At 54.3% G+C, this 13,090-nt stretch carries 14 protein-coding genes; 2 read left to right on the plus strand and 12 right to left on the minus strand.

Annotation, left to right across the window (positions count from 1 at the left end; translation table 11 throughout):
* Positions 1-48: 48 nt before the first annotated feature.
* The 3 genes from KYK14_RS13525 to KYK14_RS13535 all read right to left on the minus strand — a co-directional run bounded on the left by KYK14_RS13525 (position 49) and on the right by KYK14_RS13535 (position 2,372).
* On the minus strand, positions 49-645 hold the full coding sequence (locus KYK14_RS13525) for a porin family protein (protein WP_208306879.1): 597 nt from the start codon (positions 643-645) through the stop codon (positions 49-51).
* Positions 646-785: 140 nt separating this feature from the next.
* The gene (locus tag KYK14_RS13530) at positions 786-1,454 is read right to left on the minus strand and encodes a porin family protein (protein ID WP_243900171.1); all 669 of its coding nucleotides are present in this window, start codon (positions 1,452-1,454) and stop codon (positions 786-788) included.
* Between the two features lie 159 nt (positions 1,455-1,613).
* Positions 1,614-2,372, minus strand: a complete 759-nt coding sequence (locus KYK14_RS13535) for a porin family protein (RefSeq protein WP_185282366.1) — start codon at positions 2,370-2,372, stop codon at positions 1,614-1,616.
* A 245-nt stretch (positions 2,373-2,617) separates the two neighbouring features.
* Between KYK14_RS13535 and KYK14_RS13540 the strand changes: the two genes are divergently transcribed.
* Both KYK14_RS13540 and KYK14_RS13545 read left to right on the plus strand, forming a co-directional pair.
* Positions 2,618-3,757: an acyloxyacyl hydrolase gene (locus KYK14_RS13540; RefSeq protein ID WP_219159514.1), complete on the plus strand. Its 1,140-nt coding sequence runs from the start codon at positions 2,618-2,620 to the stop codon at positions 3,755-3,757.
* A gap of 133 nt (positions 3,758-3,890) precedes the next feature.
* Positions 3,891-4,559, plus strand: coding sequence for a DUF2306 domain-containing protein (locus tag KYK14_RS13545; protein WP_219159516.1), 669 nt, complete (start codon positions 3,891-3,893; stop codon positions 4,557-4,559).
* 5 nt (positions 4,560-4,564) lie between these two features.
* On the opposite strand, the gene KYK14_RS13550 is transcribed toward KYK14_RS13545, so the two are convergent.
* The 9 genes from KYK14_RS13550 to KYK14_RS13590 form a co-directional block, all read right to left on the minus strand.
* Entirely contained in the window at positions 4,565-5,680 is a 1,116-nt protein-coding gene (locus KYK14_RS13550) for a TlpA family protein disulfide reductase (RefSeq protein ID WP_219159518.1), read from the minus strand.
* A gap of 86 nt (positions 5,681-5,766) precedes the next feature.
* The gene (locus tag KYK14_RS13555) at positions 5,767-6,798 is read right to left on the minus strand and encodes a quinone-dependent dihydroorotate dehydrogenase (RefSeq protein WP_219159520.1); all 1,032 of its coding nucleotides are present in this window, start codon (positions 6,796-6,798) and stop codon (positions 5,767-5,769) included.
* A 207-nt stretch (positions 6,799-7,005) separates the two neighbouring features.
* Positions 7,006-8,544, minus strand: coding sequence for a YifB family Mg chelatase-like AAA ATPase (locus KYK14_RS13560; protein ID WP_219159522.1), 1,539 nt, complete (start codon positions 8,542-8,544; stop codon positions 7,006-7,008).
* Positions 8,545-8,674: 130 nt separating this feature from the next.
* Positions 8,675-8,875, minus strand: a complete 201-nt coding sequence (locus tag KYK14_RS13565; RefSeq protein ID WP_185282372.1) for a helix-turn-helix transcriptional regulator — start codon at positions 8,873-8,875, stop codon at positions 8,675-8,677.
* Positions 8,865-9,326: a hypothetical protein gene (locus KYK14_RS13570; RefSeq protein WP_185282373.1), complete on the minus strand. Its 462-nt coding sequence runs from the start codon at positions 9,324-9,326 to the stop codon at positions 8,865-8,867. Before KYK14_RS13570 ends, KYK14_RS13565 begins: the two co-directional genes overlap by 11 nt.
* Before the next feature lie 120 nt (positions 9,327-9,446).
* Entirely contained in the window at positions 9,447-10,040 is a 594-nt protein-coding gene (gene lpcA, locus KYK14_RS13575) for a D-sedoheptulose 7-phosphate isomerase (protein ID WP_185282374.1), read from the minus strand.
* 9 nt (positions 10,041-10,049) lie between these two features.
* Positions 10,050-10,556: a hypothetical protein gene (locus KYK14_RS13580; RefSeq protein WP_219159524.1), complete on the minus strand. Its 507-nt coding sequence runs from the start codon at positions 10,554-10,556 to the stop codon at positions 10,050-10,052.
* A 148-nt stretch (positions 10,557-10,704) separates the two neighbouring features.
* A complete protein-coding gene (locus KYK14_RS13585) occupies positions 10,705-12,543 on the minus strand; it encodes an ABC transporter ATP-binding protein (RefSeq protein WP_219159526.1) in 1,839 nt (612 codons plus the stop codon).
* Between the two features lie 124 nt (positions 12,544-12,667).
* Entirely contained in the window at positions 12,668-13,021 is a 354-nt protein-coding gene (locus tag KYK14_RS13590) for a hypothetical protein (protein WP_219159528.1), read from the minus strand.
* Positions 13,022-13,090 lie beyond the last annotated feature (69 nt).

Consider the following 13,090-nt stretch of genomic DNA (forward strand, 5'->3'; position numbering starts at 1 on the left):
CCTACAAGAGGTGGGCTTTTTGTTGAAGAGTAGTATGTGCTTTCTCTATTATAGGCGGCCAAACATATAGCCCACGTAGAGCTGTAGAGCGCTATTGTAGATGTGGCGGGCCGGCAAGTTGATGATGCTGAGCCGACGGTCGTAACCAAGCTTAGTAGCACCACCATTATAGCGCAGTCCTACCAAAGCACCTTTGGGCGTTTCATAGCCCAAACCCAGTGCATAGCCAAAATCTACATCGCGGGTGTTGTTTTTCCATTTGATACTGGTCGAGTTGGTCTTCAACTCTGAGTCAGAACGAAATCCAAACTGCGGACCAACTTCCAGAAAGAGACCGTCGAGCTTGTATTTCAGCATCACTGGCACATCTAGATAAGTGATATTGTAGCGAAGGTCGCTGTTCTCGTAGCCTGAGCCTTTCATGGAGACTAGAAGCTCGGGTTGGACCGATAAGTTTTTGTCTAGGCTAAACTCCAACATGCCGCCGCCGTGAAAGCCAGGCTTGTAGCGGGTGCCGATGGCGTCGTCGCCCACAAAAGAGGTCAGGCTTAGTCCGGCTTTCACACCCAGGCGAATATCCTGGGCGTGTGCCGAGGAAACTGTGAGGCCGCCAGCGAGTAGAAGCGACCAGTAAATTTTTTTCATAAAATACGGTGGTAGCCAAGAAAATGGTGCTGCTAATGAGACTACCGCTGCGGCTCTCGGCAATATTCCTGCCGGGTTACCAAAACAAAAACGCCCATCCTGCACAGCAGGATGGGCGTTGGCGCGCAAGCGAATTGTGCCTAGCGCGACGTAATCAGGTAGCCCAGCGAGAGCTGGAACAAGGAGTTGCGAGCGTTGCGCAGGTCGTTGCCTTGGTAACCATCCTTGGTGAAATCGGTGAACGAGCCGTTGTAGCGTAAGTCCAAAATAACACCGTTTTCAGACTGGAAGCCCAAGCCGGCTGCGTAGCCTACCTCAAAGCGATTCACGTTGCTCAGGTCGTAGTCGCCGGAGTTGTAGTCAGCCCGCGTACCCGTAACGTTGTTGGTGCGTACCGTCTTGTCGTTGCGATTGATGAGGTAGTTGAACTGCGGACCGGCTTCTACGAAGAAACCACCTGCTTTAATCTTAACCAATACTGGTAGATCAAGGTAGTTGTAATTGGCGCGGCCTTCATACTTGTAGGTGCCAAAAACAGACGAGCTGTTGTTCTTAAAACCCTTCTGCGAATAGAGCAGCTCGGGCTGGATCGAGAGAAAGCCGTCGGCAATCAGAGGCGCGTTCAGCATTACGCCGCCCACAAAGCCAAACTTGTTTTCGAAACGGTCTTCGTTGGTGACATCACCAGCCAAGTTAGAGAGGTTAGCACCGGCTTTCACGCCCACGCGCACGCCTTGTGCCCGCGACTCCTGAGCACCAAGTACAGATGCAATAGCCAGTGAACCAACAATGATAAAAGACTTTTTCATGAATTTTATGAAAAAAGGTAAGTGGTGTGGCGTAGCCTATCAGAAGCACGCCAGTTGGGGTAGTAAACGAAAAGGAGCGTAAATGGGTGGGATAATTCCATAAAAAAAGAGCCAGATGACTCACGAAGAGTTACCTGGCTCTTTTTATTCCTCTAGAAATTATTTGCCCCAGGGAATGAGGTAGCCAACCTGCGCCGTGAAGGCGCGGTTGAAGGCTTTCGGCTCATTGCGGGCGCTAGTGTTTTTGGTGTCGAACAGGGTCTTAAAACCTTGGTTGTAGCGTACGCCGATGCTGAAACCACCAGCCGTCTGGTAGCCAATACCAGCTACACCACCGATGTCAAAGCTAGCGAGGTCTTCTTTTTCCTTGCTAGTGCCGGAAGTTGTTTTGGCATCTTCCATGTTGCTAGCATCAGTGTATTTGTATTCTTTCTGCACTTCCTGCTTAGAGGCTACCATGTAGCCTACTTGCGGGCCCAACTCAAAGTACAAACCTGAACCACCGGGAGCGGTGTTAATACGAACAGGGATTGGCAAATCGATGTAAGAAAGAACCCGCTTGTTTTGGTATTTAAATTTTTCCAGGTTAGTTCTCCGGTTAGCTTCAATATCGGTGTTAGCAGCTAAAGCGGATCCTGTGGTTTCATAGCTACGCTCGAAGCCCTTGCGGTTGTAGAGCAGCTCGGGAGCCAGTGTCCAGAAACCGTCGCTGCTTAGAGGCAGTTGATAAGAAATGCCGGCGTTGTAGCCGAGTTTGTATTGCAGGTCGCCAGCGTAGCCATTTACTTGGTCGGCATCTTTGCCGCCGATATTAGCCAGTGTACCGCCTACCCGAATACCGAGACGAGGACCAGATTGCGCCTGTGCAGCCGAAGCAGCCGAAACAAGAGCGAGAGAAAGAAGTGCAATTTTTTTCATGGGAAGTCAGATTTAAAGCCTGAACGGGTAGTAGTCAAACTGCTTGACAACTAATTTTAGGGGCTCATACTGCCTAATAGGGAGAGAAGGTTACAGTGATTTCCTTCCATATAGTCCACCGGAAATATTCAAGTAAGTAGGTATTTATGACTCTGTTTCCGGCTAAATCGTATTCAATCAGCTCTTTGCCTAAGAAGATCAGCCTGGTGCGTTTCGCAAATTGCTTGCATAATTATTTTCAGCTGTTGAGGTATTGCTTCCCTACCACGCATCAGTGGAGCGGTAAGTATTGGGGGTGGTGCGCTACTTTGCTGGGTGGTGCCACAGTTGCTCAGGCGCAGCAAGTAGCGCCAGTAGCCCCCTATGTGGTGGGGGCATACGCGCAGGGTAGCTTTATTGTGGCGCATGCACCGGCCGTGGCCCATTTGGCCGTGTCGCACCCTACGGGAGCGGAGCTGAATCTGCAACGCCAGACCACAGGCACAGCGCCCTGGCACGCCTGGTACCGCTACCCCAAGGTAGGGCTGGCGCTGGTGTACTACGACTACCATAACCCAAGGCTGGGCCAGTCCTTTGCAGCTACGGCTTACATCAACAAGGCCATTTGGCGTACTGCTCGGCAGGAGCTGAATTTTCGGTTGGGTACCGGGCTGGGTTACTTCACAACCAGCTATGACCGCTTCGACAATAAGAGAAATTCTATGATGGGCTCGCGTCTGAACGCAACAATTCAGACGCGCATAGAATACGACATGGCCGTGACCGAACACCTGGGGGTACTGCTAGGATTTGCATTCAACCACTACTCCAACGGAGCCACCACCAAGCCTAACCGGGGCATCAACCTACCCTCGGTAGTGCTGGGGCTGAACTATCATCAGCAGCGGGCGTTTCGGCCACAGCCCGCCGAAGCATCCACCGAACCAGCCGACATCGGGCGGTTTTTTCTAAACCTGAGCACCAGCTACGCCTTCAAGCAATTGGATGAAGTGGACCAGTGGAACAATCGCCATTACTCCGTTTTTTCGGCTACCGTAGCCGTAGGGCGGCGCCTCAACCGCAAGAGCAACCTAATGCTAGGTCTGGAGGGCTTTCGGGACCAATCGTTGCGAGTTGAGCAGTTGCGGAATCCCCAAACTGGTAACAGACTACCCGATATCAAAAAAGCCGGCGTATACCTAGGGCACGAGCTGCTATTCGGACGGCTGGCCTTCGTTTCGCACCTGGGCGTGTATGTCTACAATCCGTACAAATCCAATCCTTTCTACTACGAGCGGCTGGGGTTGAAATATCACTTCACCAAGCACGTATTTGGGGAAGTGGACCTGAAAGTGCACCGCGCCGCCGCCGATGCGCTGGAACTGCGGGTAGGAATGAAGCTGTGAGCAAGTACGTATTTCGATAGCCCAAAAAGGTGTTTCATCCGTGTTATCTGACACTTGGGTAGCACGCAGTAGCGGGTGGCGCCAGAAGCCGCTACTTTCATCCTACTACTCACTTCAGCCCCGCTTATTGCCCATGGAAACCCTCCTGCTCCTGACGCGCTGGCTGCATATTGCAGCTGGGTTCACTGGTTTTTTTGTGGCCCCTGTAGCTATGTGGGTGCGCAAGGGCGGCCCTGCCCACCGGCGCTGGGGGCAGGTTTTCTTCTGGTCAATGGTGGTAGCGGGCAGCACGGCCGTGGCACTGGCAAGCATCAAAGGCCTCACCTTCCTATTGCTGACGGGCATCTTCAGCCTCTACCTGGCTTGCTTCGGCTACCGCTCGCTCTACCTCAAGCAGCTCGGCCACGGCCAGCACCCTACCCTATTCGACTGGCTGGGGGTAGGGGCGGGGCTACTGGTTTTTGGCGGCACACTGCTGTATGGCCTACTGCGCGGCGTAGTGCCTTCCGTAGTGTTTGGAGCCATTGGAGTGATGCTGACGGGGCGGCAGTTACGGTCGTACGTGCGGGTAGCGCCGGGGCAGTGGCTGCTCAACCATATTTCGGGTTTTGTGGGCGCTTACATTGCGGCCGTATCGGCGTTTTCGGCCACTAGCCTTACGTTTATTCCGTGGCCGGTCAACTTTTTGTGGCCTACCCTGCTCATCGTGCCACCCATGATCTGGGTGCAACGCCGCTATAAGCAGCAATTTGCCCGCCAGCACTGGGCTGCGCGTGTAGAAGCACTGCGCAATGAAGGGTGATTAGTTTATAATGCCTTCTTAACGGCACTTTCTATCAACTCATCTTGACCACCGCCCGTAATATCCAGCACAACCTTGCCCTGTTTATCAACCAGAAGGTACCGCGGATACTCATTCACCTGATAAGCCTTCTCCGTTGCTTCATCGCCGCTCACATTGAGGTAGGCGGCGCCTTGGCGCTTTAAAATGCCCTGTGCTCGCGCTGCGTTACCAGGGTCCATTAGTACGCCTACCACAGCTAAGCCCTGCTGTCGATACTTTTCCTGTAGCCGTTGGATATCAGGCATAGAAGCAATGCACGGGCTGCACGAAGTCGTCCACATATCCAGCAGCACAACTTTGCCTAGGTAATTGCTGAGTGCCACGGGTTTCTTATTGAAGCTAGTCAGGCGAAAAGCAGGGGCTTGCTTGTTCAATAGGGTAGGGCGCGCAATGGGAGTAGCAGAAGCCGCCGCAGTGTACGCAGAAAGAAAGGTGGTGCTGTTGAGAGTGCTGGCATCTGCCGGATTGTTCACGCGCAGGTTAGACAGGGTTTTCATAACCACCCGCGTGCCTCCTGTTTTCTGCTCCTTGGTCTTCACGACCTTAGGCAGGCCAGTTTTCTCATCTAGCACAAGGTAAGTGTACCGATTCCGAACGTCAATTTTAGGTCGGTCGGGGTAATGGAGCGTGATGACCGGACCCTGTGCGCTGCGGCTGTAAGTCACTTCTTGGTAAGAAGGGTCGATGGTAAATAATTCTTCTACCAGCATTTGCCCGCCGGGGCCACCTAACACTCCGGGCAAGTAGGGGTCCTGCTCCACTTGATACGTTTTGGTGCTGTCATCCAAGTCAAACCCTGCCTTCCCATCATACAGAAACGATCTGTGCACATCGAGCCGCGTTCCTAGAAAACGCGCCTTCAATAACTGGCTCTCCGCATCGCGCTGCATAATGCCGCGACCTTGGTGATTCCACACGGAGCCATCAGGAAAGGTGTCAACCCGTTGCACAGAGTAGCTGACAGTAGCAAAAGCAGCAGCAGCGGCCTGATACTTCCGAAGGGCTTCTTGGCCAGTTTGGCCATAACAAATAGTAAACGAGCCGAACACAGCAAGAAATAACGCAACACCTTTTTTCATCTTGCCTAGCAAATAAGAGAATAGCCTTTGTGGGTAAGCAGCAGTAAATAACATAATAATTTGCTCACCAACATGATAGGTCTAAACTAACCCACCAACGCCCGGTTGATGCGTCCTACCAGTGCAGGGCCTTCATAAATGAAACCCGTGTAGAGCTGTACTAGCGCCGCGCCGGCAGCCAGCTTCTCCTTCGCATCCTGCGGCGAATGAATACCGCCTGCCCCGATGATGGGTAGGGCATCACCGGCCCGTTGGTGCAGGTAGCGAATGACCTCGGTGGCGCGCGCCCGCAACGGCCGGCCGCTCAGGCCACCCGCACCCAGGCTGGTTATGTGGTCGGTAGTGGTACGCAACTCGGCGCGGCTGATGGTGGTGTTGGTGGCCACCAAGCCGCTGAGGTTGGTTTCGCGGGCGATAAGCAGGATATCGTCGAGCTGCGAGTCGGTGAGGTCGGGCGCAATTTTGAGCAGGAGCGGCCGTGGCTGGGGTAGGGACTGGTTGCGTTCCTGTACCTGCTGCAATAATTGAATCAGCGGCTCGCGCTCCTGCAACTGCCGCAGCCCCGGCGTATTCGGCGACGACACATTCACCACGAAATAATCGACTACCTCGTGCAGGGCCTCCACGCAGGCCACGTAATCTTGGGCGGCCTGCTCGTTAGGCGTGTCCTTGTTCTTGCCAATGTTGCCGCCAATAATGAGTTGCTGGTTGCGCCGCTGGCGCAACCGCTGGGCGGCAGCACCAGCTCCCTCGTTGTTGAACCCCATGCGGTTGACCAGCGCCTCATCCTGCGGCAACCGAAACAGGCGCGGCTGCACGTTGCCTGGTTGTGGCCGCGGCGTCACCGTTCCAATTTCCACAAACCCAAAGCCCAGCGCCGCCAGCTCGTCCGTCAGCACGGCATTCTTGTCGAACCCTGCCGCCAATCCCACCGGGTTCCGAAACGTCAGACCAAAAACCTCCCGCGTCAGCGCCGGATGCTGAAAGTCGTACAACCCACGCAGCAACGCCGCCGTGCCCGGCAGCCGGTAGGCGCGTTTCAGGTTATCAAAAATAAGGTGGTGCGCCCGCTCCGCATCGAGCTGAAAGAGTAGGGGCTTAACAAGGGCTTTGTACATGGTGGTACAAAGATGGTAAAATAGTGAAGTTGTGAATAGTGAATAAAAAAGCGTTTGTCATCCTGAGCTTGCGAAGGACCTTCTCACGTGTGAACGACAGGCGTAATAATGACTCGTTCTGTGGGCATAAGGTCCTTCGCTGTGCTCAGGATAACAGACGCTTTTTTATTCACTACTTCACCACCTATCCCGCCCAGCCTTCACCACCTATCCCGCCCAGCCTTCGCGGTCTAGGCTGCGGTATTGAATGGCTTCGGCAAGGTGGTCGATGCCGATGGCGTCGGTGGCGGCCAGGTCGGCAATGGTGCGGGCTACTTTTAGGATGCGGTCGTAGGCGCGGGCTGAGAGGCCGAGACGCTCCATGGCCGTCTTGAGCAGGGTGCGGCCGGCCGGGTCTATCTGGCAAATGTCCTTTACCATCTGCGAAGGCATCATGGCATTGGAATGAATTTCGGGAAACTCCGCAAACCGCGCCGCCTGTACCTGTCGGGCTTTCTCTACCCGCTGTTGAATGTTTTCGCTGCGTTCGGCTGGGCGCGTTTCCGTCATTTGGTCGAAGGTTACGGGCGTCACCTCCACGTGCAGGTCAATGCGGTCGAGCAGTGGGCCGCTCACTTTGTTGAGGTAGCGTTGCACCACGCCGGGGCCACACACACATTCTTTTTCGGGATGGTTGTAATACCCGCATGGGCAAGGATTCATGCTAGCAATGAGCATGAAGTTAGCCGGAAAATCGATGCTAACTTTGGCGCGGGAAATGGTTACGCGGCGCTCCTCCAAGGGCTGGCGCATCACTTCCAGCACGGTGCGCTTAAATTCCGGCAATTCGTCCAGAAACAGCACACCGTTGTGCGACAGCGAAATTTCGCCCGGCTGCGGGTTGCCACCCCCGCCTACCAGCGCCACATCCGAAATAGTGTGGTGTGGGCTGCGAAACGGCCGCGTTGTCAGCAACGAAGCGTTGCTGCCCAGCTTGCCCGCCACCGAATGAATTTTGGTGGTTTCCAGTGCCTCGTGCATGTTCAGTGGAGGTAGGATGCTGGGTAGGCGCTTGGCTAGCATGGTTTTGCCCGCACCGGGCGGGCCGATCATGATGACGTTATGGCCGCCGGCCGCCGCAATTTCCAGCGCCCGCTTGATGTTTTCTTGGCCCTGCACGTCGGCAAAATCGGCGGCGTAGCGGTTGGCTTCGTGCTGAAACACGTGGCGCGTGTCCATCTGCACCGGCTGAATGTCCTGCCTACCCTCGAAGAAGTCGATGGCCTCCTGCATAGTTTCCACGGGAATTACGTCGAGGTTGTTGACGATGGCCGCCTCCTGCGCATTTTCTTTGGGTAGGATGATGCCCTTGAAGCCCTCCTTGCGCGCCTGGATGGCAATGGGCAGCACGCCCCGGATGGGCCGCAAGCCACCATCCAGCGCCAACTCACCCATGATGATGTACTCGCCCAACTGCTCCGTAGTAAGCTGCTGTGATGCGTGCAGAATACCCAACGCAATGGGCAAGTCATACGCCGAGCCTTCCTTGCGAATATCGGCCGGCGCCATGTTCACCACCACCTTGGTGCGCGGCATCCGATACCCCCGAAATTTTAGAGCCGCCTCTACCCGCTGCTGACTTTCCTTAATGGCATTATCGGGTAGACCAACTACATAAAAATTAGTGCCTTGCGATACAACAACTTCAATCGTAATAGTGGTAGCATTAACACCCTGCACGGCCGAGCCGTAGGTTTTGGTAAGCATCGGAAATAGAAGAAAAATAAGGTTGACAACACAAAAGCCAGCCCCGTAGAGCTGGCTTTTGTGTTGTCGAAAAACGTGCCGTGGTTTCTGGGTACAAAACACAGACTTTTAGGTGGTAGCTGTTGCTTATTCAGTCTTGCTCATCCAAAAAGAAAATAGCTTCCACTGGTTTTTGAAATACACGCGCAATCTTCAGCGAAAGGACAGTGGAAGGGACATACTTATTGGCTTCCATCGCGTTGATAGTCTGGCGACTAACTCCTATAAGCTTGGCTAAATCTTCCTGTGTATAATTTCTGTGGGCACGCTCAAGCTTTAGGTTATTTTTCATGCGAGAAGCTGTGACTATTGCGATACAATACATATTGAAACCGTAGCAAAAACAGCAGCGGTAGCGAAAACATACTGTAGATCATCACCATAAAGAATGATGATCCATAGGTGAGAAGAAGGGCAAGAGCCAACAAGGCATAGTTGACGTAAGTGGCCCACAGCAAAGAATCTAGGCGGAGGGTAGCAATAAACTCGTCTTCGTACTTCTCAGCAGAGCACGCTGACAAGAGGGTGCCCAACAGCAATAAGATGCCGAAAAAGTCAAACGCATTGTTGTCGGGGCGGACGAAATGGAACCACCCTTCGTCTGAGAGAATAGCAGGCATACTTGCTACTCCGCTCGTTGGCAGAATACTGTATTGCATAAGAAGGCATATAGGCAAAGAAATACCGAAGAGCAGCCAGCCTATTTTCTTGAAGCGGTGCGGGAAAAGATACTGTGCTTTCATGGTAGATAATGGATAAGTGGATGTATTTACAATTGTAAGATTTATTTTACTTTATGTAAAGTATTTTTTACATTATATGATTGAAAAAAAGCTGACACAATAGGATGTCAGCTTCTTCCTTTACTTCCCAATCACCAACTGCTCAATCAGCAGAATCATGATGTGAATGGCCTTGATGTGGATTTCCTGAATCCGGTCGGCGTAGCCGGTGTGGGGGGCGCGAATTTCAACGTCGCAAAGGGTAGCGAGCTTGCCGCCATCTTTGCCCGTGAGGCCCACTACACTCAAACCAGCGGCTTTGGCTGCCTCGGCAGCCCGGAGAACATTGGGCGAATTGCCGCTGGTGCTGATGGCAACTAACACATCGTTGGGCCTACCCAGCGCCTCTACAAAACGGCTGAATACCTGATCATACCCATAATCGTTGGCCACGCAGCTCATGTGAGAGGCTTCGGTGAGGGCAATGGCGGCTAGTGCAGGCCGGTCGGCGCGGTAGCGGCCAGACAATTCCTGGGCAAAATGCTGCGCATCGCAGAGCGAGCCGCCGTTGCCGCAGGTTAGAATTTTGCCGCCGTGCTGAAGCGCATCGGCCATCAGGCGAGCAGCTTGCTCAATGACAGCCAGGTTGGCCGGATCGGTTAGAAAGCGGTCCAGCAGGTCGCGGGCGCTGGTGAGTTCGGCCCGGATGAGGTCGGAGAGTGGAGTGTTCGTCACGCCGCGAAGTTAACGGGTTGTGGAATTATCGGCGTCGTTGGCAGGTGGAATGATAGTGTTGGGCTTCTCCAACGGAGCATTGCTGAGGCTAGGATCCTCCTGTGGAAACACTGGCCGCCGCGGAATGGAGCCTACTGGTGCACCGGGGGTAGGCGTCATTACGATTTCGTCGGGGTAGGTGGTAGTACCCGGCACGGTGCCGGGACGCTGTTGGAAATCACGCTCGCGCTGCTCTAGCTGGTGGTCGTAGAGGCGGGCCTTTAGTTCGTTGATTTTGCCTTCGTGCTGCGTCACGCTACGGCGCAGAAGCACGCTATCAATATTTTCTACAATCAGCAGGGCTGCCAGCAGCACTACGCCCGCTACAAACAAAGTGTAATAGAATGCAGCAGGTTCGGTTCCTAACCCAATAGCCGAAGCAAAGGTGTCGCGTGCGGCTTGGCTGAAGATGAATAGCAGAGCCAGCAGTAAATAAACCATTACCAGAATGGTGGTCAGGCGTTTCAGGAAGAGCATATAGGTAGTAGGGCAGAGCGTTGAACAATGGAGGAACAAGGGTGCAGTTCAGCTCCTGATGCGAAATATAAAATTTTTCGAGTCAGTAGGACGAATCTGTACCTATCAACTGCTATATAACGCAGAGAGCATACGTTCCGTTGGCGTGCTACACCAGCGCCCCGCTGCCTTGCAGCTGGTTGAGGCGCTGATACAGGCCGGCATTCTGTTGCAGTAGCTCCTGGTGGGTGCCGCGCTCCACAATGCGGCCGTTCTGCAGCACAATAATCTCATCGGCGTGCTGCACGGTGCTGAGGCGGTGGGCAATAACCAGCGACGTACGGCTTTGCATCAGGCGCGTAAGGGCTTCCTGCACCAGCTTTTCCGACTCCGTGTCCAAAGCCGAAGTGGCCTCGTCCAGAATAAGAATAGGGGGGTTGCGCAAGATGGCCCGCGCAATGCTCAGGCGCTGGCGCTGTCCGCCTGAAAGACGGGCACCCCGGTCGCCTATGACAGTCTGGTAGCCGTCGGCGGTGGCCGTGATGAAGTCGTGGGCGTTGGCGATTTTGGCGGCTTCTATCACCTCAGCTTCTGTGGCCTGGGTGTTGAAGCGAATGTTGTTGAAAATACTATCGTTGAACAAGATGCTCTCTTGGGTCACGATGCCCATCTGGTCGCGCAAAGAGTGAATGGTGACGTCGCGCACGTCATGTCCATCCACCAAGATGCGGCCGCCTGTTACGTCGTAGAAACGGGGTAGGAGGTCGGCCAGGGTACTTTTGCCACCGCCCGACGGGCCTACCAGCGCTACCGTTTTACCCTTGCCAATGGTCAGGTTGATGTCTTGTAGCACCGGCTGCTCGCCGTAGCTAAACTGCACATCGCGCAGCTCAATCTGGTGCTGGAAGTTGGGTAGAACCGTGGCGTTGGGCTGGTCCTGAATAGTAGGCTCGGTGTCGATTACGCGCAACACCCGCTCGCCAGCCACCAAGCCGCGCTGGATGTTACTGAACGCCGACGACAACGCTTTGGCCGGCACCAGCACCTGCGAAAACAGAATGATATAGGTGATAAATACCGATGCCGATAAATCGGACTCGCCGCCCAGCACCAGCGTACCACCGTAATACAGCAAGCCCGCTACCACCGACACGCCCGCAAATTCGGAGAAGGGCGAGGCCAAGTCGCGGGTGTTGTCGATGCGGCGGGCCGTGCGGGCATACAGGTCGTTCTGCTCCCGAAATTTCTCCTTCATGTACGCTTCGGCATTGAAAGCTTTGATAACGCGCACACCGCCCAGCATCTCGTCAATCACGGAAAGCATGGTACCCAAGGTGCTTTGACTTTGCTGCGCCTGACGTTTCAGCCGCTTGGCTACCCCCGAAATCAACCCACCCGAAATGGGCAGCAGCACCAGCGTAAACAATGTCAGCTTCACCGACATGGCAAACAACACCGCGAAGTAGGCGATAATCTTGAGCGGTTCCTGGAGCACGGCCGTCACCGTATTCACCACCGAGTTCTCTACCTCCTGCACGTCGTTGGTGAAGCGCGACATCAAATCGCCCTTGCGCTCCTGCGAGAAATAGCCCAGTGGAAGCTTGGTTACATGCTGGTACAAATCGGCGCGCATGGTACGAATTACCCGCGCCCGTACGCGCGCCAGAATGCGTAGGCTGAGGTAGCGAAACAGGTTGCTCAGCAGCACGGATATCACCACGATGCCGCACGCAAACGCCAGCGCGCCCAGTCTACCCTCGGCGGCCAGCACCTGGGAAAAATAGAAGTTGAATACTTCTTTTATGTATTCCAGGGTGAAGGAAAACGAAGGCACTGCGGCAGGTATTTCCATAGTCTGCGTCGTGTCGAACAGCACATTGAGCAGGGGCACCAGCATGGCAAAGTTAGCGATGCCAAAAAAAATATTCAGCACCGTGTACACCATGTACAGGGGTAGGAAATCGGCGTAGGGCCGTGCGTATTGCAGAATGCGGAGGTAAATCTTCATAAGCCCCGCAAAGGTAGGCAATCATAGGGGCGTGTTGCACGCGCCCGCTGCAGAACGATAATGCGTGTTTTCTCAGATGTGGGTAGCAACAATCACCGCAACGACGGGCGCCTGCAACAGGCCCCTACTGAAATACGGCCACTACCTCAATCTGCCCCACAATGTGGTGGTTGAATTCCACTAGCTCTTCGGCGGGTACCCACAGCTCCTCGTGGTGCTGGTCGCCCACGTTTTGCACCGGAAACTGGGCGGCATAATCGGCATCTACCGCGAAGCGCAACACGTAGCCCACGCCGTAGTAAGGTACATTCCAGTCGCGGGCAACCTGGGCGGCGTACTCGTGGTTGAGGACGGGGTAGAAAATGGGCTGCTCCGGCAAGCGCGGCGGAAACGCTAGCCAATTCGAGGCCGCAATCAAATCCAACTCCTGCTGATTAACGGGGCGGTAGAGCAGGGTAGTAGCAGAGTCGTGCCGCAAGGTGATAAGCTAAGTAGTTGATATGCTGAATTGCTGACTGTGATGTTCTGTAATAGCACTTCAGCACAT

Source organism: Hymenobacter profundi (assembly GCF_019334315.1).
Lineage (GTDB): Bacteria > Bacteroidota > Bacteroidia > Cytophagales > Hymenobacteraceae > Hymenobacter > Hymenobacter profundi.

Coding starts and splice junctions, on each gene's coding strand:
- KYK14_RS13580 (WP_219159524.1), bottom strand. CDS start 10,556: ATGCTCTTCCTGAAACGCCTGACCACCATTCTGGTAATGGTTTATTTA.
- KYK14_RS13535 (WP_185282366.1), bottom strand. CDS start 2,372: ATGAAAAAAATTGCACTTCTTTCTCTCGCTCTTGTTTCGGCTGCTTCG.
- KYK14_RS13560 (WP_219159522.1), bottom strand. CDS start 8,544: ATGCTTACCAAAACCTACGGCTCGGCCGTGCAGGGTGTTAATGCTACC.
- KYK14_RS13550 (WP_219159518.1), bottom strand. CDS start 5,680: ATGAAAAAAGGTGTTGCGTTATTTCTTGCTGTGTTCGGCTCGTTTACT.
- KYK14_RS13570 (WP_185282373.1), bottom strand. CDS start 9,326: ATGAAAGCACAGTATCTTTTCCCGCACCGCTTCAAGAAAATAGGCTGG.
- KYK14_RS13565 (WP_185282372.1), bottom strand. CDS start 8,875: ATGAAAAATAACCTAAAGCTTGAGCGTGCCCACAGAAATTATACACAG.
- KYK14_RS13525 (WP_208306879.1), bottom strand. CDS start 645: ATGAAAAAAATTTACTGGTCGCTTCTACTCGCTGGCGGCCTCACAGTT.
- KYK14_RS13545 (WP_219159516.1), top strand. CDS start 3,891: ATGGAAACCCTCCTGCTCCTGACGCGCTGGCTGCATATTGCAGCTGGG.
- KYK14_RS13555 (WP_219159520.1), bottom strand. CDS start 6,798: ATGTACAAAGCCCTTGTTAAGCCCCTACTCTTTCAGCTCGATGCGGAG.
- KYK14_RS13585 (WP_219159526.1), bottom strand. CDS start 12,543: ATGAAGATTTACCTCCGCATTCTGCAATACGCACGGCCCTACGCCGAT.
- KYK14_RS13530 (WP_243900171.1), bottom strand. CDS start 1,454: ATGAAAAAGTCTTTTATCATTGTTGGTTCACTGGCTATTGCATCTGTA.